Genomic DNA, 24,498 nt, shown 5'->3' on the forward strand with positions numbered 1-24,498 from the left:
TCTAGCGGATCGCGTCCAGCATCCGCCGCTGGCGGTGCATCTCAAGGAAAACCTTGTAGTCGCGGTCGAAACGCCCTGATGATTTCGGGTTCGACGCGCGCTTCCTGCCGCCTTGCTGCATGGCAAGACAGGCCGCGTTGAGGTCGGGAAACAGCCCGGCCGCGGTGGCGGCGATCATGCCGGTGCCGAGCAGCACCGCCTCGTCGGCCAGCGGCTCGATCACCGTGCAGCCGGTGGCGTCGGCATAGAGCTCCATCAACAGCGGGTTCTTGGTGTGGCCGCCGGTGACATGCAGCGTATCGATCAGATAGCCGTTCTCGTTCAGCGCCTCCAGCACGTGGCGCACGCCGAGCGCGATGCCGACGGCGGTGCGCCAGTAGAGCTTGCACAGGCTGTCGAAGGAGGAGTCCAGCGTCAGCCCGCTGACGACGCCGACGGCATGCGGATCGGCGAGCGGTGAGCGGTTACCGTGAAAATCGGGCAGCACATGCAGCCGCGCGGCAAGGTTGTCGCCCTCGGTGGCGCGCAGCTCGGCGACACGCCTGGCGATCTTCGCATGCATGGCGGCATCCGGCTCGCCGCCGGCGCCGTGCCAGCGGATGATGTGGTCGAGCAGGGCGCCGGTCGCCGACTGGCCGCCTTCCGACAGCCACAGCCTGGGCAGCGCCGCGCCGTAATAGGGACCCCAGACGCCGGCGAAGGGCTGCGGATCCGGTGACATCGCCATGACGCAGCTCGACGTGCCGGCGATCAGCGCCAAATGCCGGCCGATGTCCTGTTGGTCGCCGGCAAAGCCGCCGAGCACGCCAAGCGCACCGGCATAGGCATCGATGACGCCGGCGCCGACCCGGCATTTCTCGCTCAGCCCAAGCTCGGCCGCTGCCTGGGCGGTCAGTTGGCCAATATAAGCGCCGACCGGGCTGGCCTTTTCCGGCAAATTGCCGTGCTCGAAAAGATCGCCGAGGCCGACGAGCGCAAAGAAGTCGCGCCGCCAGCCGGCCTCTTCATGCGCCAGATAGGTCCATTTAGCGGTCAGCGTGCATTGCGAGCGGGCCAGCGAACCTGTCGCTTGCCAGGTCAGGAAATCGGTGAGATCGAATAAATAGCCGGCTTCATTCCAGGTCTCCGGCAAATTGCGCTTCAGCCACATCAGCTTCGGTGTCGCCATTTCCGGCGACATGACGCCACCGACGTAATTCAGCACGGCATGGCCGCTTGCCGTGCATTCGTCGGCCTCCGCGATGGCGCGGTGGTCGAGCCAGACGATGGTGTCCCAGCGCTTGTCGCCCGTGGTCGAGACGCTGAGCTGGCCGCCTTGCCGGTCGCGCACCACCAGCGAACAGGTGGCATCGAAGGAGATGCCGACGACCTCCTCGGCAGCTATGCCGGCCTTTTCGCGGGCAGCGCGCACGGCGGCGCAGACGGCCGACCAGATATCGCGCGAATCATGTTCGGCGTGATCGGGCTTCGGCTGGTTCATGGCGATCGGCCGCTCGGCGCGGCCGAGCAAGGTGCCGTTGGTGTCGAGAATGCCCGCGCGAGCGCTCCCGGTGCCGACATCGACCGCGCAAACGAACTGTTTCGTCAAGATGCTCTGTCTCTCGCTCCCAGGCCTGCAATCAGATCGGGCAATTGCAGCATGTCAGCGAATATAAAGTCCGGTTCACTCGACGCAAGCCGCGCTTTCAAGGTCGGGTTGCCGGCATGCGAACCGCCGGTGAAGGCAAACACGCGCATCCCCGCCGCCCGCGCGGCAATGATGCCGGCCGGGCTGTCCTCAATGACGAGGCATTTGCGTGGATGGGCCCGCATGCTGGCGGCGGCATGCAGGAACAGGTCCGGCGCGGGCTTTCCCTTGGCCACCATGGTGGCACTGAACAGGTGCGGTTCCATCAGCCCAAGCAATCCGGTGACGTCGAGCGCGTAGCGGATGCGGTCGAGCGTGCCCGAGGACGCGACACAGAACGGCAGCCCAAGCTTCGGCAGCATCTTCTTGACGCCGGCGATCGGCTTCAGCTCCTCGCGGAATTTGCGCATCAATTCGACGCGCATCTCGGTCAGGTGCAGGTCGGTGATATCGAGCCCGAAGTCGCGGCCGAGGATCTCGCGCACGCTTTTCATGCTCCTGCCGAGGAAATGCTCGTAGGCGGCATCCTCACTGACGCTGCCGCCGGCAAGCCTGACCATGCCGAGCAGCGCCGAGACGGAGAGCGCCTCGCTGTCGACCAGCACGCCATCGCAGTCGAAAATGACCAGTTCAGGCGTCATGGCCGAGAATGGCTCTCAGAGCTTGCCGGCGAGGTAGCGCGTCAGCGTGGCGCGCGCGCCATTCGCCCACAGCACGTTGAGCGCATGGGCAAAGGCCTCGACAAACGCCGTTGCGCGGCCGACATCGCCATAGATGTCCTCCATGGCGAGCCAGGCGGCGGGAGCGTCCTTTGCTGCCTTTGCCGTCGCCTGCAGCCGGTCCCAACTCGGGTCGTTGGGCTCGATGACGGCGCCGCTGTCCGTCGTGCCGAAGCAGTAGCGGCACCACAATGCCGATTCCAGGGCCAGGCCGGCGACGCTTTTCCCAGCCTTCAGCCGGTCGGCGATGGTCGGGATGATGAACTTCGGCTGGCGGTTGGAGCCGTCGAGGCAGAGCCGGCGCACCGTGTCGCCGATCTTCGGGTTGGAGAAGCGGCTCTCGATGAGCTGGTAATAGTCTTCCAGAACCGTGTCCGGCACCGGCGGCACCGTCGGGATGATTTCGTCCCGTTCGAGCTTGGCCAAAAAACCGCTCACCAGCGGCTCCTGCATCGCCTCATGCACGAAATGGATGTCCATCAGGCCGGCCGGATAGGCGATCGCTGCATGGCCGCCATTGAGGATGCGGATTTTCATCAGTTCATAAGGCGCAACGTCTTTGACGAACTGCACGCCGACCTTTTCCAGCGGCGGCCGGCCATCGGTGAAATGGTCCTCCAGCACCCACTGCCGGAACGGCTCGCAGAACACCGGCCAGTTGTCCTCGAGGCCGAAATCCTTGGCCAGGATGCCGCGCTCGCGGTCGGTGGTGGCCGGCGTGATGCGATCGACCATGCCGTTCGGAAAGGCGACATGCTCGCTGACCCAGTTCGCCAGATCCTCGTCGATCAAACGGGCCAGGCCGATGACGCCATCCGAGGTGACATGGCCGTTGTGGGGAATGTTGTCGCACGACATGACGGTGAACGGCACGGTGCCTTCATCGCGGCGGCGCACCAGCCCGGCAAGAATGATGCCGAACACCGTCTTCGGCGTGGCGCCGGGCTGCGCATCGGCAACGATGTCGGGATGGGTCGGGTTGAACACGCCGGAAGCCGGATCGATAAAGTAGCCGCCTTCGGTGATGGTCAGCGAAACGATCTTGATCGCCGGGTCGGCAAGCCGTTCGATCACACCGGCCGCATCGCCAGGCATCAGGAAGTCGATCATCGCGCCGGTGACGCGTGCGCTCATATGGCCGCTATCCTGCTCGACCACCGTGGTGAGCCAGTCCTGCTCTTCCAGTTTGCCGCGACCGATCTTTTCGCCGTCGAACACGCCGGCACCGATCAGCGCCCAGTCATGGCCGATGCCCGCATTGAACAGATCGTCGAGATAGACGGCCTGATGCGAGCGGTGGAAATTGCCGACGCCGAAATGCACGATGCCGGCCTTCAGCGTCGCGCGGTCATACTTCGGACCTGCGACGTTGGCGGGCAGCTTGGAGAGGTTAGAGGACGAGAGTTTCACGGTCATCTGTTTTACCCTTTGGCCGGGTTTCGGCCTTCGTTACGCTCCTCTCCCCGTCGGGGAGCGGATAAGGGGTGGCACTTGCTACGCGCCCGCTGAAGTCGGCCTCTGCTCCCCGCGGAGGGACGAGGAGCAGAGGCCGTCCCCCGCCCTCAACTCATCCACTGGCCGCCATCGACATTGTAGGTCTGGGCGACGATGTATTCGGCGTCGCTGCTGGCGAGAAACACAGCCATGCCGGTGAGGTCCTGTGCCGTGCCCATGCGGCCATACGGCACCGCCTCGCCGACCAGTTTCTTCTTCTCGCCCCTCGGCCGGTTCTCATATTTGGCGAACAGCGAATCGACGTGATCCCAGTGCTCGCCGTCGACGACGCCAGGGGCAATCGCGTTGACGTTGATGCGGTGCTTGATCAGGTCGAGCCCCGCCGACTGGGTCAGCGAGATGACGGCGGCCTTGGTGGCGCAATAGACGCCGACCAGCGCCTCGCCGCGGCGTCCGGCCTGGCTCGCCATGTTGATGATCCTGCCGCCCTTGCCTCGCGCGATCATCGAGCGGGCGGCTGCCTGCAGCATGAACAGCGTGCCGGCGACATTGACGGAAAACAACTTGTCGTAGCTTGCCCTGGTGATTTCGACGATCGGCGCCAGGTCGAACAGGGCGGCGTTGTTGATCAGGATATCGAGGCCACCGGTCTTCGTCTCGACGGCTTTCACCGCCGCCTCGATCGAGGCGAGGTCGGTGACGTCGACCTTGACCGCATAGGCCTTGCCGCCAATCTCGGCGGCGGTCTTCTGCGCCGCCTCGAGATTGATGTCGGCGATGGCGACGGTTGCGCCTTCGCCGGCATAGGCTTCGGCGAAGGCTCTGCCGATGCCGCGGGCCGAACCCGTGATCAGCGCGGATTTGCCGGCCAGTCGCATGTTCAGATTGCCTTTCCGTCGGCGCCAAAGCGATGCAGCTTGGCCTTGTCTGGTGTCAGGTAAATGGTGTCGCCGTGATGGACGCCGAGTTCGCCGTCGGCGCGCACGGTCAGCGGACCGACGCCGTCGGCCTGGACGTGCAGGAAGGTGTCGGAGCCGAGATGCTCGGCGACGCCGACGACCGCCTTCCATTCGCCCGCCGTGGTCGAGATCTCCAGGTGTTCGGGACGGATGCCGATGGTCTTGGCGCCGTTTTTGGCAGCCGGCGCGCCCTCGATCAGGTTCATCTTCGGCGAGCCGATAAAGCTGGCGACGAACAGGTTCTTCGGCGTCTTGTAGAGCTCCATCGGCGAGCCGACCTGCTCGATGTTGCCGGCGTTCAGCACGACGATCTTGTCGGCCATGGTCATCGCTTCAACCTGATCGTGGGTAACGTAGATCATGGTGGTCTTGAGCTGATGGTGCAGCTCGCTGATCTCCAGCCGCATGGTGCCGCGCAGTGCCGCATCGAGATTGGACAGCGGTTCGTCGAACAGGAAGGCGGTCGGCTGACGCACGATGGCGCGGCCGATCGCGACGCGCTGGCGCTGGCCGCCTGAAAGCTGGCCGGGCCGGCGTTCGAGATAGTTGGTCAGGTTGAGCACGCGCGCCGCGTCTCCCACCTTCTTGTCGATGGTCGCCTTGTCCTCACCGGCCATCTTCAGCGGGAACCCGATGTTCTTGGCCACCGTCATGTGCGGATAGAGCGCGTAAGACTGGAACACCATGGCGAGCTTGCGCTTGGCCGGTGCCTCGCCGGTGACGTCGCGGCCGTCGATGTTGATGGAGCCGCCGCTGGTGTCCTCGAGCCCGGCGATCAGGCGCAGCAGCGTTGACTTGCCGCAACCCGACGGGCCGACAAAGACGACGAACTCGCCATTCTCGATCACCAGGTCGAGACCGGGGATGATGGACGTCGCTCCGAAGGATTTCGAGACGTTCTTGAGCGTGATGTTTCCCATGGTTTCCTCCCCGAGGGGTTATTTCTGCCGATTGCTTCGGGCAATTCCGTTATTTCACCGCACCAAATGTCAGGCCGCGCACCAGCTGCTTCTGGCTGAACCAGCCCATGATCAGGATCGGCGCGATGGCCAGCGTCGAGGCGGCCGAAAGCTTGGCCCAGAACAGGCCTTGCGGGCTTGAGAACGAGCTGATGAAGGCGGTCAGGGGTGCGGCTTCCGTCGTCGTCAGCCGGATCGTCCAGAACGCCTCGTTCCAGGCCAGGATGATGTTGAGCAGCATTGTCGAGGCGATGCCCGGCACCGCCATCGGCGTCAGCACATAGACGATCTCGTTCCACAGCGATGCGCCGTCCATGCGCGCCGCTTCCAGGATCTCGCCAGGGATTTCGCGGAAATAGGTGTAGAGCATCCACACCACGATCGGCAGGTTGATCAGCATCAGCATGATCATGAGGCCGATGCGGCTGTCGAGCAGGCCTGTGTCGCGGAAGATCAGGTAGATCGGGAACAGCACCGCGACCGCCGGCATCATCTTGGTGGACAGCATCCACATCAAGATGTCCTTGGTCCGCTTGGTCGGCGAGAAGGCCATCGACCATGCCGCCGGTATGGCGACCAGCAGGGCCAGGATGGTCGAGCCGACCGAGAGCAGCACCGAGTTGAAGAAGAACTTGAAGTAGCCGCTCTGCGCCTGGACCTCGGTATAGCTCTCGAACGTTCCCGACGGGATGATGCTGAAGCCCTGGATGGCTTCCTGCTCCGACTTGAACGAGGTGATGATCGTGTAGAGGATCGGGAAGAAGATCAGCAGGGCGACGATCCAGGCGGCAACCGTCGCGATCGTCTTGTGCCGGGTGGTGACTGAGCGTGCCATCGTAGCCTCCCTTACTTGTCCAGGTTCTTGCCGACGGCGCGCATGGCGAAGAAGGCAACGATGTTAGCGAGAATGACGGCGATCACACCGCCGGCGGATGCCTGGCCGATTTTGAACTCCAGCAACGCCTTCTGGTAGACGAGGAAGGGCAGGTTGGTGGAGGCGTATCCCGGGCCGCCATTGGTGGTGACGAGGATCTCGGCATAGACCGAGAGAAGGAAGATCGTCTGGATCAGGATGACGACCGTGATGGCGCGCGACATGTGCGGCAGCGTCAGATAGATGAAGCGGCTGATGAACCCGGCGCCGTCCATCTCGGCGGCTTCCTTCTGCTCGCCGTCGAGCGACTGCAATGCGGTCAGAAGAATGAGCGTCGCGAAGGGCAGCCACTGCCAGGCGACGATGATGATGATCGCCAGCATCGGATGTTGCCCGAACCAGTCGATCGGCTGGGCCCCGAAGAAGCGGGCTATGTCGGCGAACACCCCGTATTGCGGGTGCATGATCATGTTCTTCCAGACCAATGCGGCCACCGGCGGCATGACGAAGAACGGAGAGATGACGAGGATGCGCACGATGCCCTGGCCCCACATCGGCTGGTCGATCAGCAGCGCCAGAAGGATGCCGCCGATCACCGTGATCAGGAGCACGCTGACCACCAAGGTGAGCGTGTTGAGGATCGACTGCAGGAAGGCCGGGTTGGAATAGAACAGCGCGTAATTCGAGAAGCCGACGAAGCCGTCGCGGATCGGATTGAGCGGGTTGTACTGCTGGAAGGAGAACCAGATGGTGATGACCAGCGGCACGATCATCCAGACGAACAGCAGCACCACGGATGGCGCCATCATGAAACGGGCAAGCGAACGGGTCTGCTGAGTAGCCATGACGGTCACCCTCACTGGTCAGACGGAATTTTCAAAAGGCGTTAAAGGCGGCCGCCCGAACTGGGAACTCGGGCGGCCGTTGCCGGTCAAGGAGGCGACCGGCAGTCGGCACCGGGAGGAGCCTTACTTGATGTATCCGCCCTCGGTCATTGCCGCGGTGGCAGCGTCCTGGGCCTGCTTCAGCGCGTCGTCGACGCTCGACTGGCCGGCAAGCGCCGCCGAGAAGAGCTGGCCGACCGTGGTGCCAAGGCCCTGGAACTCAGGGATGGCGACGAACTGGACGCCGACATAGGGCACCGGCTTGACCGTCGGATGCGTCGGATCGGCGGCATTGATGGAGTCCAGCGTCATCTTGGCGAACGGAGCCGCCTTCTGGTACTCGGCATTGGCGTAGAGCGAGGAGCGCGTGCCCGGAGGAACGTTGGCCCAGCCTTCCTTCGAAGCGACGAGCTCCGCATAGTGCTTGCTGGTCGCCCAGGAGACGAACTTCTCGGCGGCATCCGCTTTCTGCGTGCCGGCGGGGATGGCCAGCGACCAGGCCCACAGCCAGTTGCCGCGCTTGCCCAGGCCATTGTCGGGCGCCAGCGCATAACCGACCTTGTCGGCGACGGTGGAGTTCTTCGGGTCCGAAACGAAGGACGCGGCGACCGTGGCGTCGATCCACATGCCGCATTTGCCCTGCTGGAACAGCGCCAGGTTTTCGTTGAAGCCGTTGGAGGAAGCCCCCTCGGGGCCGTCGGCCTTCATCAGGTCGACATAGAACTGCAACGTGTTCTTCCATTCCGGCTGATCGAACTGCGGCTTCCAGTTCTCGTCGAACCAGCGGGCGCCGAAGGAGTTCGACATGGCGGTCAGGAAAGCCATGTTCTCGCCCCAGCCGGCCTTGCCGCGCAGGCACACGCCGTTCACGCCATTGGCGCGGTCGGTCATCTTGTCGGCGGCCTGCTTGATGAAGTCCCAGGTCGGCGCGTCGGGCATCTTCAGCCCGGCCTTGTCCATCAGGTCCTTGCGGTACATGACGAAGGAGCTTTCGCCGTAGAAGGGCGCGGCATAGAGCTTGCCGTCGACCGAAAGGCCGCCAGCAATGGCCGGGATGATGTCCTTGGCGTCGTAGTCGTCGCCGAGCTTGTCGAGCGGCAAAAGCCAGCTCTGCTTGGCCCAGATCGGAACCTCATAAGTGCCGATGGTCATCACGTCGTACTGGCCGCCCTTGGTGGCGATGTCGGTGGTGACGCGCTCGCGCAGCACATTCTCTTCGAGCGTAACCCAGTTGAGCTGGATGTCGGGGTTCGCCTTGGTGAAGTCCTCGGTCAGCTTTTGCATGCGGACCATATCGCCATTGTTGACGGTGGCGATGGTGATGGATTCGGCGTGTGCGGCGAACGCAAGCGTGCTGGCCGACAACAAGCCCAGGGTGAGCGTGCGAAGTTTCATCAAATTCCTCCCTTGAACCAAGATGAGCATTTGCCTTGGCTTTGGGCAATTACTCACTTGGCGTGAATTATGTCAAGTCGGATTCGATGCTGCAGCGCAGCACCCGGGCGACACCGCAGGCCGGGACGAGCGGAAATTGCCAGGACGAAGAGCGTCCCGGCCGGATACAGTGCGGCAACAGCGGATGGATCTGTGAGACCAGGTGCAGCCCGCAAGCCTGCCGGTCAGCAGGCGATCTCGGCCAGCAGCCAGTCGCGGAAGGCACGGATCTTCGGCACGTTGCGGCGCGCTTCGGGGTAGACCAGCCAAAAGGCATGGCCGTCGTCGCCAACCAGATCGAAAGGCTGGATCAGGCGCCCACCGGCAAGTTCCGCCTTGAACAGCGCCCTGGTCAGGATCGCGACGCCATGACCGGCGATCGCCGCATTGGCCTCATAGGCCTGCGCGCCCATGCTGCTGCCGGGCCGTTTGGCGAGATCGTGCGAGTGCACGCCGGCAGCCTCGAACCATTGCGTCCACCAGATGTCGCCGGGATCGAGGATCGGCAGCCGCAACAGGTCCGCCGGTTCCCTGACGCCGCCGATGCTTGCCGCGAGCTTCGGGCTCAGCATCGGCGTGAAATCGGCATCGAGCAGCTTGTAGGCTTCCAGCCCCGGCCATTTGCCGCCGCCCGACCGGATGGCGAGGTCGACATCCTCGCGGGCGAAATCCGTCAGCCGGCTCGATGTTTCGAGCCGCACGGCAAGGGAGGGATGAGCGATCTGGAATGAGCCCAGATGGTGCGCCAGCCAGTTCGAGGCAAAGGTCAGCACCGTCGTGACGCACAGCAATCCGTCGGCGCCGCCACGCGCCGCCGCATAGGCCTGGCCGAGAATGGCAAAGGCCTCGCTGACCGCTGGCGCAAGGCGCTGTCCAGCCTCGGTGAGTGCGATCTGGCGCGGCCGGCGCAGGAACAGCGGCGCGCCGACCCGTTCCTCCAGCACCTTGATCTGATAGCTGACCGCCGCTTGCGTCATGGCAAGTTCCTCGGCCGCCTTGGTGAAGGAAAGATGCCGCGCCACCGCTTCGAACACCCGGATCGCCTGCAGCGGCGGAAGCTGTGAAACCTGCCGAGAGCTGAGGTCCGGCATAAAGCCTCCTTATGGGTCCTTATCGACGTTCGATTGGCAAAGGCCGCCGTCAAGACCGACATTTCCAGTCAACCCGTCATTCGGGTTCAGGATAGCGAAGGTTGACGATCATGACCATGGCGCAGCAAAAATGCACTTCCGCACCCGATCATCGCTGGTTTTCGTGGCTGACGGATGGATTCGGCTGGTTCGCAGCCAAAAAACGGGCACATCTCGACATCAGGGACCTGTCGCCGCATCTGCAGCGCGATCTCGGTTTTCTCGATGGCAACGACCCTTTCGGGCGGCACAGCTAGCGCGGTTGGTTTTATCGCAAATCAGTTGTGCTTCCGGTCAGATGCTGGCGAGCAGCGCGGCGGCGGTCCGTTCATCGGTGATGAGGCCGTTGATCAGCCGCCGGTTCGCGGCCGCCAGAATGCCCGGCAGCTTTCGTTCTCCCATCGCCAGTGCGATGACCAGCGATTTCTCGCGTGACGGCAGCGACGCCGACGACACCCGGTCGTTGGTGATCCCCTCGATCATGCGGCCTTCCCTATCGAACACCCAGCCGACGATCTCGGCGATGCCCCCGGCCTTCTGCAGCGCCTTCAATTCGCTCTCCGAAATGAAGCCGTCCTCGTAGAGCGGCGCCTTGGGGCCGAGGTCGCCGATGCCGATGAAGGTGACGTCGGCCTCGGCCGCAAGCGCAAGCGTCGGCTGGATCATCGGCTGGTTGAGCAGCATCTCACGCTCCTCCGGCGACGAGGCGATGACCGGCAGCGGCATCGGAAAAGAACGCGCCTTGACCCTGTCGGCCATGGTGAAGATGACGTTGTAGAAAGCGGCCGAGCCGTCCGGCGAGATGTTGCCGGTCAACGACACCACCTTGTGCTGCGGGCATTCCATCGGCGGCAGCTGCTCGATCGCCGCCTTCAGCGTGCGCCCGGTGCCGATCGCCATGACGATCGGCGTCGGTGAACGCAACCGTCGCTCGATCTCGGCGGCAGCCGCCTCGGCGATGCCGATCGTGGTCGAGGACGAGTTGGGGTCGCTCGGCACCACTTCGACCAGATCGAGCGCAAAGCGCGATCTCAGCCGTGCCGCCAGATCGAGGCAGTTGGCGATCGGATGGTCGACGCGAACCTTGATCAAGCCCTCCGACACCGCCAGCGATACCAGCCGCTGCGCCGTTTGCCGCGAGATGCCAAGCGTCGAAGCGATCTGGTCCTGTGTGTTGCCGGCAACATAATAAAGCCAGCCGGCGCGTGCCGCATCGTCCAGCCTGTTGCTGCCACCATCCTGCCGGCTATTCAAAGTCCTGCCTCCCGAGACCGCCGGTCATGAGAGCGGCCCATGCCCACTTTCGCAGGGAACGGCCTGCTGCGCAATTGTCAAATCTCGGGGGCAATTGCTTGCTGTCCCTCGGCGTAGGCACGGCCCAGTTTCTCGTCTCCCCACGATGTCTGTCTCGCCAAGAGACTTGGCTGCGGTCCCGGCAGGCGGCACGTTCTTGCGCTCCGAAGGTTTATCTCCCGGCTCAAACCCTTTAAGGGATGGCAAAAAGGAGCCTCGCATGACGCCGAAAGCGGTTTTCTGGGACATGGACGGCACGCTGGTCGACAGCGAACCGCTGCACGAAGCTGCCCTGGTGGCGGCGATGCGCAATGTCGGCCTTGTCCCGCCGGACGATCTGCATGAGCGCGTGCTCGGCGTCGCCGCCTGGCCGGTCTACGAGATGATGCGCGACGAGTTCGGCCTGGACCTGCCTTTCGACGACTGGATCCTGCGCAAATACGAACACTACCTGCCGCTGGTGGAGAGCTTGAAGCCGCGCCCCGGCGCGATCGAGATCTTCAACGAGCTGCGTGCAAGAGGCATCCAGCAGGCCGTGGTCTCGAATTCGGACAGGATGATCGTCGACGCCAATTTGAGCATGGTCGGCCTGATCTACCCCGGCATGAAGACGATCAGCCGCAACGACGTGCGCGAAGGCAAGCCGCACGCCGAGCCATTCCTGCGCGCCGCGTATCTGGCCGATGTCGACCCCGCGCAGGCGGTGGCGATCGACGATAGCTGGCCGGGCGCCATGGCAGGGCTGGCAGCGGGAATGAAGACGATTTTCTGGCCGGAAAAGCCGATGGAAGGCCCGCCTGGCGCCGTCGTCATCAACAGCGCCGAGGAATTGGGGAAAGAGCTGGGGCTCTGAGGAAAACCGCCCAGGTCGGCGCCGCCCCTCATCCGCCTGCCGGCACCTTCTCCCCGTATAGTGACGGCACGGGGAGAAGGACGCTCAATTCCGGTAGACCGGTTCCTGCTCGTCGAGGATCGCCTTCAACTCGCTGAGATGGCGTTCGGCCTGGCCGGGGTAATCGTCCATCTCGCTCGCCGCCTTTTCGGCGATCGCGTCGGACAGCGTGCGCAGCGGGCGGCCGGTCCACAGCGCCTTGATGTAGGTCTCCGCGGCGCGTTCGAAATAGAACATGCGGTTGAAGGCATCGGCGACCGTGTCGCCGATGACCAGTACGCCGTGATTGCCCATCACCATCACCTTGACCTTGGGATCGACGAGAAGCTGCGAGCAGCGCTCGCCCTCCTCCTCGAAGGCCAGCCCGCCATAGTGCGCGTCGACCACATGGCGGTTGAAGAACATCGCCGAATTCTGGTCGATCGGCGGCAATGTCGAGTCAGCGAGCGATGCCAGCACCGTAGCGTGGATCGAGTGCACATGCATGACGCAGCGCGCGTGACGCACATTGCGATGGATGGCGCCATGCAGCCCCCACGCCGTCGGGTCGGGCGCATTGGGGCCGGAGAGCGTTTCCGGATCGTTGGCATCGATCATCAGAAGGTCGCTCGCCTTGATACGCGAGAAATGCACCTGGTTGGGGTTCATGAGGAATTGTGTGCCCTCATCGTTGACAGCCAGCGAGAAATGATTGGCCACCGCCTCGTGCATATTGAGCCGCGCCGTCCAGCGGAAGGCGCAGGCGAGATCGACGCGCTCCTCATAGTAGGGCAGGTTGGTCAGCGTTTCCTTTTGCAAGCGGGCAAGGCTCATCGAAAAATCCTCCGGTTTCGGCAAGAATGCCGTGGCCAGCCCATTCCCGCAACCGGTTTTGGTTGGTGCAGGGATGCTCACGCCGCCGTGCTGGCAGCGGCAGCGCCGGCTCGCAGGCCGCCATGCTCGACGATGAAATCGATCACCTCCTGCAGACCCTTGCCGCGCGACAGGTCGGTGAAGCCGAACGGCCGCTTGCCGCGCATGCGGCCGGCGTCGCTCTCCATCACGTCGAGGTTGACGTTGACGTAAGGAGCCAGATCGCTCTTGTTGATGACCAGGAAATCGGAGCGGGTGATCGCCGGCCCGCCCTTGCGCGGAATCTCCTCGCCCTGGCAGACCGAGATGACATAGAGCGTCAGGTCGGCGAGATCCGGCGAGAAGGTGGCGGCAAGGTTGTCGCCGCCGGATTCGATGAAGACGATGTCGAGATCCGGGAATTTCCTGTTCATCTGCGCGATCGCCTGCAGATTGATCGAGGCATCCTCGCGGATCGCGGTATGCGGGCAGCCGCCGGTCTCGACACCCATGATGCGGTCCTCGGGCAGCGCCTGCAGCCGCGCCAGCATCATGGCGTCTTCCTTGGTGTAGATGTCGTTGGTGACGACGGCGATGGAAAACTCGTCGCGCAGCGCCTTGCACAGTTTTTCGGTCAGCGTCGTCTTGCCCGAACCGACCGGGCCGCCAATGCCGACGCGCAGCGGACCATTTGTCTGTGTCATGCGGGAAACTCCGTGATGGCGAGGATGGCAAAGCCGAGCCCGATCAACAGGCACAGCGGCGAATAATAGCGGACATCGAGCCGCGCGAAAGGCTGTTCAGGCGTCAGCCGCCGCCACCATGGCGTGAAGCCGGCTATGCCGCGCCCCAGGAACACCAGACCGATGAGCAGCGACGTGGCGGCGAGACCCTCCTTGGGGAAGGGTGAAGCGAAGACTCCCATGAGCGCCAGCGGCCATAGTGTCGCCAGGCACAAGCACGCGGCAACGGCGAAACTGGCAAACGGCGTTGGCATCTCATCGACGCCGCGAAAGCCGACCACGGCGCGAGCGCAGGAGGCTGCGTCCTGGCCCGGCCAGATGCCGCCAAGACCCCAATAGACATGCAGCGCGGTGATCAGGAGCAAAACAGTCGAAAGCGAGAAGGCGAGAAAAATCATGAGCGGAACAGTCGCGAATACTGGGTTTCATGCTTCATCGCCATGACATCGGAGACGAAGGCGCAGCCACCGAGATCGTCGAGTGTCGAGCGCGCGGCGCGGCTTGCGGTCGCCAGGGCCAGCGGCTCGAAGCCGGCTAACAACGTGGTCGCGCCCCTCTGGCCGACGATGCCAAGCCGGATCGCTGCCTGCACAAGGTTGGAGAAGAAGGTTTGCAGGAAGGCTGACAGCGCATCCTGAAGCGCGATGCCGTTGCCACCCGCAATGGCGCCGACGGCGACGCAATAGGCGCATCCGGCCGGCAGGCGCTCCAGCACCGGATTAGGCCAGGCGGCCGCCGCTTTGAGGAAGGCTCCACCCTGCAGCATGGTCTCGGTATGGCGTTCGCGCGAGCCGGCCAGGGCTTCGGCGAGTGCCGCCACTTCATCGAGATCACCGGTGCCGCGTGCCCGGCGCCAGCTCTCGGCGAACAGCACGGCGTCGTTCCAGCCCGAGCCCATCTCGACCAGCGTCTCCAGCCAGCCGGCGAGGCTCCCGGCATCGGCAACCAACCCGTCCTGCACCGCCCGCTCGAGACCATGGCTGTAGGAAAAGCCGCCGACCGGAAAGGCAGGCGACAGCCACGCCATCAGCCGCAGCAGGGCGATGTTCGAAGGCTGGTCAGTCATGATCGTGGTGATGGCCGGCATGACTGTGCGAATGGGAACGCGATTCGCCATGAGAATGGCTGTGCGCTTCGGCGTGGGCATGCGCATGGCCGTGATCGTGGCTTTGCCTGCCATGCCCGGAATAGGCGCCGCGCACCGGCTTGAACGGTTCGGAAACGTCGGTCACGGTGGCGCCCAGCCCCTCCAGCATCGCCTTGATGACATGGTCGCGCAGGATGAGGATGCGTCCGGCCTCGATGCCTGCCGCGAGATGGCGGTTGCCGATATGCCAGGCGAGCTCGGCCAGATGCACGCCATCGCGGGCGCGGATGTCGTAGACCTCTTCCGGTGCCGCGATGATCTCGATATGGCCGCCATTCTCCAGCACCAGCCGGTCGCCATCGTTCAAGGCGACGGGTTCGGGCAGGTCGACCAGCACCTTGCCGCCGTCGGCAAGTTCGATGGCCCGGCGGCGCAGATGCCGCTCGTCATGGGCGAGAATGGCCCGGCCGGACGGTAGGGTGGTTCCGGCAGCGCCGGCGGACAGCACCGAGACGGCGCGCGGGAATTTGGTGAAGTCGGTGTTGAGGTTGAGTTTCATTTCATGGATTTCCCATTTGCTTGTGCCCGCACACACGCGATCCAATGGCCTTGTACATGTCGAACCCTGCCTTTCCCCAACAAAGCTAGACCATCGCGTTCGTTCAGACGATGGTGTCGAAGAGCCGCAGGATGAACGATATCTGGTAGATAAGCGCCGCCGTGACAAAGGCGATGTGGAAGCGGCGGTCGCGCACCAGGATCGCGATGATACAGAGCACGACGAAGACCGGCGTGCGGAACAGATATTCGCTGCCGAAGCGGGCGAAATGCTCCGGCCCCTTCAGCAGCGTGTCGACCACGTCGAGCAGATAGGTCGCCGCCAGCAGGCCGAAGAACCACGCCCGGCGCGAATAGAAAAAATCCTCGTAGCTGGTGTAGTCCAGCATCGAATCTGGGAACAAAAGCGCGCACAGCAGGAACAGCGTGATCGCGTAGAAAATGATGAACAAATATTTGCCGAAGGTCCAGGTCTCGACGGCGTAGAGGCCGAACTCCCACCACCAGAAATGCACCAGCATCAGGAGCACCGAGACGACCCAGGCCAGATGCACGGTATAGAGCTTGTACTGGCCGGGATGCTGGACGATGCGCGCCACCCCCGACAGCAGGCGGGCGACACCAAGCCCGATCACCATGCCCATGACGATTCGGATGTGCGGGAAGATGTCGTGGGCGGAAGCGATTTCGGTGGTCATGCTCGATCACAATGCAGCTGTTGGTTGGCCGCATAGTGCTGCCTTCCACCAAGGGCTGCAACGGATAATGCTCGCCCGGTGGAAGCGCCGCTTCAAAACAGAAAATACCGTTGCGCCATCGGCAGCACCGTCGCCGGCTCGCAGGTCAGCAACTCGCCGTCGGCGCGCACCTCGTAGGTTTCCGGATCGACCTCGACATGCGGCGTGGCGTCGTTGAGCACCATCGAATGCTTGCCGATGCCGCCGCGGGTGTTTTCGACGGCGACGAACTGCTTGTCGACACCGAGCCTGCCATGCAGTCCCGACTCGAGCGCTGCCTTCGAAACGAACGTCACCGACGAGTTGGTCCTGGCCTTGCCATAGGCGCCGAACATCGGCCGGTAATGCATCGGCTGCGGCGTCGGGATCGAGGCGTTGGGGTCGCCCATCGGGGCGGCGGCGATCATGCCGCCGATCAGCACCATGTCCGGCTTGACGCCGAAGAAGGCCGGGTTCCACAGCACCAGGTCGGCGCGTTTGCCGACCGCGATCGAGCCGATGTCTTTCGACAGCCCATGCGCGATGGCCGGGTTGATCGTGTATTTGGCGATGTAGCGACGGACGCGGAAATTGTCGTTGTTGCCGGTCTCCTGCGGCAGCGAGCCGCGCTGGCGCTTCATCTTGTCGGCCGTTTGCCAGGTGCGGATCGCGACTTCGCCGACGCGGCCCATGGCCTGCGAATCCGACGAGATGATCGAGAAGGCGCCGATGTCGTGCAAAATGTCTTCCGCCGCGATGGTCTCCTTGCGGATGCGGCTTTCGGCAAAGGCGATGTCTTCGGGGATCGACGGCGACAGATGATGGCAGACCATCAGCATGTCGAGATGCTCGGCCAGCGTGTTGACCGTGTAGGGCCGCGTCGGATTGGTCGAAGACGGAATGACGTTGGGCAGGCCGCAGACCTTGATGATGTCGGGCGCATGGCCGCCGCCGGCGCCCTCGGTGTGGAAGGCGTGGATGGTGCGGCCCTTGATGGCGGCGACCGTGTTCTCGACAAAGCCGGATTCGTTCAGCGTGTCGGTGTGGATCATCACCTGCACGTCGTAATCGTCGGCGACCGACAGGCAGCAATCGATGGCCGCCGGCGTCGTGCCCCAGTCCTCGTGCAGCTTCAGCGAGCAGGCGCCGCCCAGCACCATTTCCTCGAGCGCGGCGGGCAGCGAGGCATTGCCCTTGCCCGACAGGCCGATGTTCATCGGAAAGGCGTCGAAGGACTGGATCATGCGGGCCATGTGCCATGGCCCCGGCGTGCAGGTGGTGGCCAGCGTGCCGTGCGCCGGACCGGTGCCGCCGCCGAGCATGGCGGTGATGCCTGACATCAGCGCCTCCTCGATCTGCTGCGGGCAGATGAAGTGGATATGCGCGTCGAAGCCGCCTGATGTCAGGATCTTGCCTTCGCCGGCGATGATCTCGGTTCCGGGGCCGATGATGATGGTAACGCCATCCTGCGTGTCCGGATTGCCCGCCTTGCCGATGGCCGCGATGCGCCCGTCGCGAAGCCCGACATCTGCCTTGAAGATGCCTGCACTGGCATCGATCACCAGCGCGTTGGTGATCACGGTATCGACGGCGCCTTGCGCCCTGGAAACCTGGCTCTGGCCCATGCCGTCGCGGATCACCTTGCCGCCGCCGAATTTCACCTCTTCGCCATGGATGGTGAGATCCTTCTCGACCTCGATGAACAGTTCGGTGTCGGCAAGCCGTACTCTGTCGCCGACCGTCGGGCCGTACATCTGCGCGTAGGCGGCGCGGGTAATTCTGGCCATCAGCGATTGCTCCCGAAATGCGGTTTGCCGAAATGCGGTTGGATTGAAGCGCGGCTGCACATTGCTGCCATCCTATGGTCACGCAATGACCTGCTGGGCGACACCTTCTGATCCCATTTGGCGGTTGAGGTTAGGGCGTCACCCCAGACCGACCGTTTGCCAATCGATGGAAAGGAAAATCCATGCGCAAAACGATAGTTCTTGCCGCCGCCGCCAGCCTGATGCTGGCGGGCGCCGCCAGTGCCCAGCAGCAACCCGCGCCACAGCCCGCTCCGGCGCCGGCAACGCCTGCTCCAGCCACGCCCCAGGCTCAGCCGGCCGTTCCGACGATCCAGAGCGTCAACATCGTCGACATCACGGAGCTGCCAAAGGACACCCAGACGCAGGTCAACCAGGTGATCGCCCAGCGCGGCGATGACGGCTTGAAGAAACTGCGCAGCTCGATCGACGCCACACCCAAGGTCAAGTCGGCGCTCGAGGCCAAGGGAATGACCTCGGCGCAGGTGGTCGCAGCCAGTATGGAACCCAATGGCGCACTGACCCTGATCACCAAGAAGGCGAGCTGACGCCACGGCATGGCGGGCCGGCATCCGGCCGGCCGGCCGCATCGGGAAAGGAACCTTCGCCGGGCCGGATTCGTTTTGTTCTTTTCGCGCTAACCCGCGCCCCGAAACGATTTCTCTCAGGAGCGAGCGATGGCGATCACTTCTTTCTCGACCAGAATGCAGGCAGTCGCCGCCATGGCGTTCCTGGCGGCGGCTGGTCCTGCTGCCGGACTGAAGGCGCAAGGACTGGAAAGCACGGAGACCGTCAATCGCATCGTCGGCTCGCAGGTCAAGCAGGAAGAGGCCAAGGCCAACTCTGAGGCCGGCAACGTCAACACGGCGATCGACCGCACGCGTGAAAACATCGGCACGGTGCGCAAGACATCCAAGCTCGACAAGGTCGACATCGTGTTCCTCACCGACGCCGCGCGCAGCGAAGGCGGCCCGCCGCCGGAGATCGAGGCCAAGGTCAAGCAGCATCAGGACGACATTACGGAGCTGCGCAAGGAGATCGAGGCCAACGCGCTGCTGTTCAACGCCATCGAATCGCGGCGCGTGCAGGCGCAGGATGTCCTCGCCGTCGAATTCGACAATCCCGGAAAGATCGTCATCTACGCCGCGGCCAAGCCATCGAACTGAGCTGAGCGCGCCGGAAGATTTCACAGCTTGCCCATCACCTTCTGCTGAAATCCGTAGACCTCGCGCTTGCCGCCGAGCGGCACCAGCGTGACGTCGCGCTCCTGGCCCGGCTCGAAGCGCATGGCCGTGCCCGCGGCAATGTCGAGGCGCATGCCACGCGCCCGTTCGCGGTCGAATTTCAGCCCCTCATTGGTTTCGAAGAAATGGTAGTGGCTGCCGACCTGGATCGGCCGGTCGCCGCTGTTGGCGACTTTCAGGGTGACGGTCTGCAGGCCCTTGTTGAGCTCGATGTCGCCGCCCACCGTGATGATTTCACCGGGGATCATGGTCACCCTCACACGATGCCGAAGGCGAGACCGATGCCGATCGCCGCGCAGGCGGCACCGGCAGCGCGGGCCAGGCCACGAAACCGGATGCCGAGACCGAGACCGGCGGCGATGCCGGTGGCATGCAGCAACAGCGTGGCGATGGCAAAGCCGGCCATGTATTCAAGCCCGCCGGCATTCTCCGGCACCTCGGTGCCATGCGCGTGGCCGTGGAAAAGTGCGAACAGGCCGATGATGGCGACGCCGGCCGAGACCGGCAGATCGATCGCCAGCGCCACCAGCAGTCCGAGTGTCACGACCGATGCCAGTATGCCCGGTTCGACGAAGGGCAGCGGCATATGCAGCATGCCCAGCGCGCCGCCGACCAGCATGACGCCGACAAAGGCAGCCGGCCAGGCAAGAACCGCCTTGCCGCCCTTGAGCGCCGCCCACAGCCCGACCGCGATCATCACCGTCATGTGATCGAGGCCGGAGAGCGGGTGCATGAAGCCGGCCGTGAAGGAGGAGGTGGTACCCAGGCCGACATGGGCATAGGCCGGCAGGGCGGCGGCCAGCAGCAGGATCGCCGACAGGCAGAGGCGTTTGGCGGATATCATTCTGTTTGCCTTTCGTTTTGCTCGGTCTGGTGTTCACGCCGCCTTGCGGGGGCCGCAGCCTTCGGCCTTGAGAACGCGTTTGCTCGACGCCGGATATTTCTTCAGCATCGCTGCCGGGCGGATCGGCCGCGCCGAAAAACCACCGCCGCAATTGGGGCAGATGCCGCCCAACACCTGTTCCACGCATCCGGCGCAAAAGGTGCACTCGAAGGTGCAGATCAGCGCATCCGTCGCCTCGGGCGGCAGGTCCTTGTCGCAGCATTCGCAGTTGGGACGCAGCTCCAGCATCCTGTCCTCCTCAACGGATCGGTTCGTGCACGGTCACCAGCTTGGTGCCGTCGGGAAACGTCGCCTCGACCTGCACGTCATGGATCATCTCGGCGATGCCTTCCATGACTTGCGCGCGGCTGACGACATGAGCGCCGGCTTCCATCAGTTCGGCAACCGGACGGCCGTCGCGGGCGCCTTCGACGACGAAATCGGTGATCAGCGCAATCGCTTCCGGATGGTTGAGCTTGACGCCGCGTTCGAGCCGCTTGCGCGCCACCATCGCCGCCATGGCGATCAGCAGCTTGTCCTTTTCCCTCGGCGTCAGGTTCATGCGTTTCCCTGGATTGGTAGAGGCAGGCCTATAGTGACCATAATTTGGGCAACCCCGCCCTTCCGTTGAGCAATTCGACGAGTGGAACCAGCCGCTGGCGCAGTCGGTAGCCATCCCCGGCGTAGAGCCTCGCAAGAAGCTTGCCAGATTTCTTCACGCGCCAGGCGCTGGCGCTGCCCTGGTCGCCGACGATCTCCAGAACCGGATCGAGCAGGGCTTCGGCGCGCGGCGACACCAGAAGCAATGTCGCCACCGCGATCGCGCCGCCGGCAACCGCCGGGCGATCGAGCGTTGCGGCGATATCGGGTCCGATGCGGAAATCCTCGGCATGAACGAGGGCGCCATCCTGACGCACACGCCAGCGGTCATGGAAGTTGCCCTGCGTGGCGCGTTCGCCCATCGCCAGGCGGCCGAAGACGGTGGCTTCCAGCACCAGCGCCTCGGCGCCGACGGCAAGCTCGACGTCGAGCGTACGGGCAAAGGCCGCCCTGTCGAAGACGATGGTTTCCTGCGGCAGCCAGGCGATGCGGCCGTTTTCCCCGACCGACAAATTGACCCGCACTTCGGCATGGTCGGATGACGCCCGGTAGATCTTCTCGCAGGCCTGCGTGGTGATCGATGCCGAAGCGGCCGCGCCGACATCCACGTCCCAGGCGATACGGTCGCCGCCCGTCATTCCGCCGGCGGTGTTGATCAGCACCGCTTCGAGCGGATCGGCCGAGACGGCCGGCATTCTTATCTTGGCGGCGCCGTCCTGATAGAGGCGCCGCAGGCGCGTGCGGCCCTCGCTGAGCGCACAGGAAAGCCGCGCCACGCCCGCAACGCGCTGCGTCGAAATCCCGCCATGTTCGCCCATATCCATGCCTGCACGTTAAGCACTCCGGCGGCTTTGTCGATATGGAGTTCGATATAGCTTGTTGCTTGACAACGTTTCGGTTTCTATAGAGGGAACCACCTTGGTACGGTCATGCTGCGCTTGGCGGGGGTATTAAACGACGACGGCGGCTTGATACCAGGAGAAAAGGGGCGCTGCTCAGTCGGCGTCGGGAAACGCGAGATAGTGGGGAAGGAACCGAATGGCCGACCAGCTGGCAACGGATATCATCGCGAAGATCAAGGCTCATGCCGAGCCGGGCGGCGAAGAAATCACCACCACCACCGAATTGACCTCGCTTGGCATCCATTCGCTCGAGCTGACGGAGATTATCTTCGATCTTGAGGAAGAGTATGGCATCGAGATCGAGATGAACACGGTCGACGCCTGGAGCAATCTGAAGAACGTCGGCGACATGGTCGAAGCTGTGCGCGCGCTGATCGCGAAAAAAGCCTGAACTGAATGCGGCAGCGCGTTGTCATCACCGGCATGGGCGGCATTTGCGGGCTCGGCACCAGCGCGCCCGCGATCTGGAACGAGATGCGCGCCGGCCGCTCGGCCATCGGCCAGATCACAAGTCCCCAACTGCATGATCTGAAGGTCAAGGTCGGCTGCGAAATCAAGACGCTTCCCGATCACGGCATCGACCGCAAGCAGACCGTGTCGATGGACCGCTTCAGCCTGCTGGCGACGATCGCAGCCAGGGAAGCCATGCAGCACGCCGGCCTGGTCTCGAATGAAGCCACCACCTATCGGATGGGCACGGTCGTCGGTGTCGGCGTCTGCGGCTGGGAGGCGATCGAAGAGAGCTATCGCGCCATCCTGGTCGAGGGCAAGAACCGCGCCGGCATCTTCACCGTGCCAAAGGTCATGCCAAGCGCGGCCTCCGGCCATGTCAGCATGAATCTGGGCCTGCGCGGCCCGGTCTTCGGCGTCACCTCGGCCTGCTCATCGTCCAACCACGCCATCGCCTCGGCCGTCGACCAGATCAGACTTGGCCGCGCCGACGTGATGGTCGCCGGCGGCACCGATGCGCCGCTGGTCTGGGGCATCCTGAAGGGCTGGGAAGCACTGCGCGTGCTGGCGCCCGACACCTGCCGGCCATTCTCGGCCGACCGCCAGGGACTGTCGCTCGGCGAGGGCGCCGGCATGGCGGTCCTGGAGACGTACGAGCACGCCATGGCGCGCGGCGCCACCATCCTTGCCGAGGTCGCCGGCGCCGGCCTCTCCGCCGACGCCTCCGACATTGTCGCGCCGACCGTCGAAGGGCCGACGGCGGCCATGCGCGCCTGCCTCGCCGATGCCGGCTTCAATCCCGAGGATGTCGACTACCTCAATGCCCATGGCACCGGCACCAAGGCCAACGACCAGATCGAGACGGCAGCGATCAAGCGCGTCTTCGGCGACCATGCCTACAAGCTTTCGGTGTCGTCGACCAAGTCGATGCACGCCCATTGCCTCGGCGCATCGGGTGCGCTGGAGATGATCGCCTGCGTGATGGCGATCCGCGAAGGCATCGTGCCGCCGACGGCCAATTTTCGTGAGGCCGATCCCGATTGCGACCTCGACGTCACGCCGAATGTGCCGCGCGAGCGCAAGGTGCGCGCCGCGATCAGCAACGGCTTCGCGTTCGGCGGCACCAATGCCGTGCTGGCCTTCAAGGCTGTCTGATCTAAGGGGCGGGCGGATCTGCCCCAGGCCGGCCATTCCGTTGACTGTCCGTGCTCGATGAAACCCTTCGCCGCCATATTGATCGTGCCGTGCGCCGCGTCTAATCCTTGGCCGACCCGCCAAAACCGCGCCGCTCGGCGCGAATCCTCATCCAGGAGTTTCCATGGCAGACCTGTCCGCCTTTCCGATCGCAACGCGTTGGCCGGCCAAGCATCCGGACCAGCTCCAGCTCTATTCGGCGACAACGCCGAACGGGGCGAAGATATCGATCGCCCTGGAGGAACTCGGCCTTCCTTACGAGCCGCATTGGGTCAACATCGGCCAGAACGAAAGCTGGACACCGGAATTCCTGTCGCTCAATCCCAACGGCAAGATACCGGCGATCATCGATCCCAACGGCCCGGACGGCAAGCCGATCGGCCTGTTCGAATCCGGCGCCATCCTGCTCTACCTTGCTGAAAAGACCGGCCTGCTCATGCCCATTGATGGCGCGCGCCGCTACGAGACCATCCAGTGGGTGTTCTTCCAGATGGCCTCGGTCGGGCCGATGTTCGGCCAGGTCGGCTTCTTCCACAAATTCGCCGGCCGCGAGATCGCCGACAAACGCCCTCTCGAGCGCTATCGCGACGAGTCAAAGCGACTGCTCGGCGTGCTCGACGGCCGGCTGAAAGGGCGCAAGTGGATCATGGGCAATGACTACACCATCGCCGACATCTCGCTGCTCGGTTGGGTGCGCAACCTGATCGGATTCTACGAAGCGCGCGAACTCGTCGGCTTTGACGATTTCGCCCATCTGGGAACATGGCTGGAGCGCGGCCTGGCGCGGCCGGCGGTGCAAAAAGGCCTGACCATCCCGGCCAAGGGATAGAAAAACCAGCCTCCGAAGCGCGGCTATTTCGCCTTCGCTTTAGCTTTCGAACCGCCTTTGCCCATGACGGAAGCAGCGAGCGACGCAGCACCTCGGGCGGCGACCATGACCGCGCCGGCAGCGACGTTGGCCGTGGCCTTGGCCGTGCGCATCGCACTGCCGCCTAAGGAGTCGCTGGAACTCGCGGGCTTCTTCGGCTTTGCGGCTTTTGGCGCGGCTTTCGCTGCGGCCGGCACCACTTTCTTCGGCGCTGCCTTGCCGAAAGCCGGCTTGGCGTCCTTTGAACGGGCTGTCATCGCCGGGCCGGCGCCGATTTTGGATTGGGTCGCCTTGCCCTTGGCGGGCGCAGGCTTTTTTGCCTTGGTTGCCATTGGACCGAATCCCTCTTTTGGCACAATTGTCATGTCGGGATAACGGCCTGAAAGTCTTA

30 protein-coding genes are annotated in these 24,498 nt (G+C 64.0%); 8 read left to right on the forward strand and 22 right to left on the reverse strand.

Annotated elements, in window-relative coordinates; all coding sequences use genetic code 11:
- Position 1: 1 nt before the first annotated feature.
- The 9 genes from P3C39_RS12440 to gcvA form a co-directional block, all read right to left on the reverse strand.
- On the reverse strand, positions 2–1,588 hold the full coding sequence (locus P3C39_RS12440; protein ID WP_275953255.1) for an FGGY-family carbohydrate kinase: 1,587 nt from the start codon (positions 1,586–1,588) through the stop codon (positions 2–4).
- Complete coding sequence (locus P3C39_RS12445) at positions 1,585–2,268, reverse strand: HAD family hydrolase (RefSeq protein ID WP_013528419.1); 684 nt, start codon at positions 2,266–2,268, stop codon at positions 1,585–1,587. Before P3C39_RS12445 ends, P3C39_RS12440 begins: the two co-directional genes overlap by 4 nt.
- A gap of 15 nt (positions 2,269–2,283) precedes the next feature.
- Positions 2,284–3,762 (reverse strand): mannitol dehydrogenase family protein, encoded by a 1,479-nt coding sequence (locus P3C39_RS12450; protein ID WP_275953254.1) that lies wholly within the window; start codon positions 3,760–3,762, stop codon positions 2,284–2,286.
- A gap of 146 nt (positions 3,763–3,908) precedes the next feature.
- Complete coding sequence (locus P3C39_RS12455; RefSeq protein ID WP_275953253.1) at positions 3,909–4,679, reverse strand: L-iditol 2-dehydrogenase; 771 nt, start codon at positions 4,677–4,679, stop codon at positions 3,909–3,911.
- Between the two features lie 2 nt (positions 4,680–4,681).
- Positions 4,682–5,680: an ABC transporter ATP-binding protein gene (locus P3C39_RS12460; RefSeq protein WP_013528416.1), complete on the reverse strand. Its 999-nt coding sequence runs from the start codon at positions 5,678–5,680 to the stop codon at positions 4,682–4,684.
- Between the two features lie 49 nt (positions 5,681–5,729).
- Complete coding sequence (locus tag P3C39_RS12465) at positions 5,730–6,554, reverse strand: carbohydrate ABC transporter permease (protein WP_013528415.1); 825 nt, start codon at positions 6,552–6,554, stop codon at positions 5,730–5,732.
- An 11-nt stretch (positions 6,555–6,565) separates the two neighbouring features.
- Complete coding sequence (locus P3C39_RS12470; RefSeq protein WP_013528414.1) at positions 6,566–7,438, reverse strand: sugar ABC transporter permease; 873 nt, start codon at positions 7,436–7,438, stop codon at positions 6,566–6,568.
- A gap of 123 nt (positions 7,439–7,561) precedes the next feature.
- The gene (locus P3C39_RS12475) at positions 7,562–8,872 is read right to left on the reverse strand and encodes a sugar ABC transporter substrate-binding protein (protein ID WP_013528413.1); all 1,311 of its coding nucleotides are present in this window, start codon (positions 8,870–8,872) and stop codon (positions 7,562–7,564) included.
- A gap of 224 nt (positions 8,873–9,096) precedes the next feature.
- On the reverse strand, positions 9,097–10,002 hold the full coding sequence (gene gcvA / locus P3C39_RS12480; RefSeq protein ID WP_013528412.1) for a transcriptional regulator GcvA: 906 nt from the start codon (positions 10,000–10,002) through the stop codon (positions 9,097–9,099).
- 110 nt (positions 10,003–10,112) lie between these two features.
- Between gcvA and P3C39_RS12485 the strand changes: the two genes are divergently transcribed.
- Positions 10,113–10,298 (forward strand): hypothetical protein, encoded by a 186-nt coding sequence (locus P3C39_RS12485; RefSeq protein WP_013528411.1) that lies wholly within the window; start codon positions 10,113–10,115, stop codon positions 10,296–10,298.
- Between the two features lie 37 nt (positions 10,299–10,335).
- Here P3C39_RS12485 and P3C39_RS12490 read toward each other — a convergent pair whose 3' ends face one another.
- The gene (locus P3C39_RS12490; protein ID WP_013528410.1) at positions 10,336–11,295 is read right to left on the reverse strand and encodes a sugar-binding transcriptional regulator; all 960 of its coding nucleotides are present in this window, start codon (positions 11,293–11,295) and stop codon (positions 10,336–10,338) included.
- 259 nt (positions 11,296–11,554) lie between these two features.
- Here P3C39_RS12490 and P3C39_RS12495 point away from each other — a divergent pair, with 259 nt between their 5' ends.
- Positions 11,555–12,187 carry an HAD family phosphatase gene (locus P3C39_RS12495; protein WP_275953252.1) on the forward strand — a complete coding sequence of 211 codons (633 nt, stop codon included), beginning with the start codon at positions 11,555–11,557 and terminating at the stop codon, positions 12,185–12,187.
- Positions 12,188–12,271: 84 nt separating this feature from the next.
- Here P3C39_RS12495 and P3C39_RS12500 read toward each other — a convergent pair whose 3' ends face one another.
- The 7 genes from P3C39_RS12500 to ureC all read right to left on the reverse strand — a co-directional run bounded on the left by P3C39_RS12500 (position 12,272) and on the right by ureC (position 17,951).
- Entirely contained in the window at positions 12,272–13,039 is a 768-nt protein-coding gene (locus tag P3C39_RS12500; protein WP_024502042.1) for a class II aldolase and adducin N-terminal domain-containing protein, read from the reverse strand.
- A gap of 77 nt (positions 13,040–13,116) precedes the next feature.
- The gene (gene ureG / locus P3C39_RS12505) at positions 13,117–13,761 is read right to left on the reverse strand and encodes an urease accessory protein UreG (protein WP_027161074.1); all 645 of its coding nucleotides are present in this window, start codon (positions 13,759–13,761) and stop codon (positions 13,117–13,119) included.
- A complete protein-coding gene (locus P3C39_RS12510) occupies positions 13,758–14,198 on the reverse strand; it encodes a DUF3995 domain-containing protein (RefSeq protein ID WP_275953251.1) in 441 nt (146 codons plus the stop codon). The genes ureG and P3C39_RS12510 overlap by 4 nt, the downstream gene beginning before the upstream one ends.
- Positions 14,195–14,866: an urease accessory protein UreF gene (locus P3C39_RS12515; RefSeq protein WP_275953250.1), complete on the reverse strand. Its 672-nt coding sequence runs from the start codon at positions 14,864–14,866 to the stop codon at positions 14,195–14,197. Before P3C39_RS12515 ends, P3C39_RS12510 begins: the two co-directional genes overlap by 4 nt.
- Positions 14,859–15,446, reverse strand: a complete 588-nt coding sequence (gene ureE, locus P3C39_RS12520; RefSeq protein WP_275953249.1) for an urease accessory protein UreE — start codon at positions 15,444–15,446, stop codon at positions 14,859–14,861. Before ureE ends, P3C39_RS12515 begins: the two co-directional genes overlap by 8 nt.
- Positions 15,447–15,549: 103 nt before the next feature.
- Complete coding sequence (locus P3C39_RS12525) at positions 15,550–16,143, reverse strand: hypothetical protein (protein ID WP_024502037.1); 594 nt, start codon at positions 16,141–16,143, stop codon at positions 15,550–15,552.
- Positions 16,144–16,235: 92 nt separating this feature from the next.
- On the reverse strand, positions 16,236–17,951 hold the full coding sequence (gene ureC / locus P3C39_RS12530) for an urease subunit alpha (RefSeq protein ID WP_275953524.1): 1,716 nt from the start codon (positions 17,949–17,951) through the stop codon (positions 16,236–16,238).
- Positions 17,952–18,130: 179 nt separating this feature from the next.
- Between ureC and P3C39_RS12535 the strand changes: the two genes are divergently transcribed.
- The gene (locus P3C39_RS12535; RefSeq protein WP_013528400.1) at positions 18,131–18,514 is read left to right on the forward strand and encodes a hypothetical protein; all 384 of its coding nucleotides are present in this window, start codon (positions 18,131–18,133) and stop codon (positions 18,512–18,514) included.
- 129 nt (positions 18,515–18,643) lie between these two features.
- On the forward strand, positions 18,644–19,132 hold the full coding sequence (locus P3C39_RS12540; protein ID WP_275953248.1) for a hypothetical protein: 489 nt from the start codon (positions 18,644–18,646) through the stop codon (positions 19,130–19,132).
- 20 nt (positions 19,133–19,152) lie between these two features.
- Here P3C39_RS12540 and P3C39_RS12545 read toward each other — a convergent pair whose 3' ends face one another.
- The 5 genes from P3C39_RS12545 to P3C39_RS12565 are packed head-to-tail and all read right to left on the reverse strand — an operon-like array spanning position 19,153 to position 21,511.
- Positions 19,153–19,458, reverse strand: a complete 306-nt coding sequence (locus P3C39_RS12545) for an urease subunit beta (protein WP_013528398.1) — start codon at positions 19,456–19,458, stop codon at positions 19,153–19,155.
- Between the two features lie 8 nt (positions 19,459–19,466).
- Complete coding sequence (locus P3C39_RS12550; protein WP_013528397.1) at positions 19,467–20,054, reverse strand: HupE/UreJ family protein; 588 nt, start codon at positions 20,052–20,054, stop codon at positions 19,467–19,469.
- A gap of 33 nt (positions 20,055–20,087) precedes the next feature.
- Positions 20,088–20,342: a DUF1272 domain-containing protein gene (locus P3C39_RS12555; protein WP_027161066.1), complete on the reverse strand. Its 255-nt coding sequence runs from the start codon at positions 20,340–20,342 to the stop codon at positions 20,088–20,090.
- A gap of 10 nt (positions 20,343–20,352) precedes the next feature.
- The gene (locus tag P3C39_RS12560; protein ID WP_013528395.1) at positions 20,353–20,655 is read right to left on the reverse strand and encodes an urease subunit gamma; all 303 of its coding nucleotides are present in this window, start codon (positions 20,653–20,655) and stop codon (positions 20,353–20,355) included.
- Positions 20,656–20,683: 28 nt separating this feature from the next.
- The gene (locus P3C39_RS12565; RefSeq protein ID WP_275953523.1) at positions 20,684–21,511 is read right to left on the reverse strand and encodes an urease accessory protein UreD; all 828 of its coding nucleotides are present in this window, start codon (positions 21,509–21,511) and stop codon (positions 20,684–20,686) included.
- A gap of 220 nt (positions 21,512–21,731) precedes the next feature.
- Here P3C39_RS12565 and P3C39_RS12570 point away from each other — a divergent pair, with 220 nt between their 5' ends.
- The 4 genes from P3C39_RS12570 to P3C39_RS12585 all read left to right on the forward strand — a co-directional run bounded on the left by P3C39_RS12570 (position 21,732) and on the right by P3C39_RS12585 (position 24,482).
- Positions 21,732–21,986 carry an acyl carrier protein gene (locus P3C39_RS12570; protein WP_013528393.1) on the forward strand — a complete coding sequence of 85 codons (255 nt, stop codon included), beginning with the start codon at positions 21,732–21,734 and terminating at the stop codon, positions 21,984–21,986.
- A gap of 5 nt (positions 21,987–21,991) precedes the next feature.
- Positions 21,992–23,200, forward strand: coding sequence for a beta-ketoacyl-[acyl-carrier-protein] synthase family protein (locus P3C39_RS12575; RefSeq protein WP_063170976.1), 1,209 nt, complete (start codon positions 21,992–21,994; stop codon positions 23,198–23,200).
- Positions 23,201–23,363: 163 nt separating this feature from the next.
- Complete coding sequence (locus P3C39_RS12580) at positions 23,364–24,068, forward strand: glutathione S-transferase N-terminal domain-containing protein (protein WP_275953247.1); 705 nt, start codon at positions 23,364–23,366, stop codon at positions 24,066–24,068.
- 105 nt (positions 24,069–24,173) lie between these two features.
- On the forward strand, positions 24,174–24,482 hold the full coding sequence (locus P3C39_RS12585) for a hypothetical protein (protein ID WP_275953246.1): 309 nt from the start codon (positions 24,174–24,176) through the stop codon (positions 24,480–24,482).
- Positions 24,483–24,498: the final 16 nt, after the last annotated feature.

It is taken from the genome of Mesorhizobium sp. XAP4 (genome assembly GCF_029269325.1).
Lineage (GTDB): Bacteria > Pseudomonadota > Alphaproteobacteria > Rhizobiales > Rhizobiaceae > Mesorhizobium > Mesorhizobium ciceri.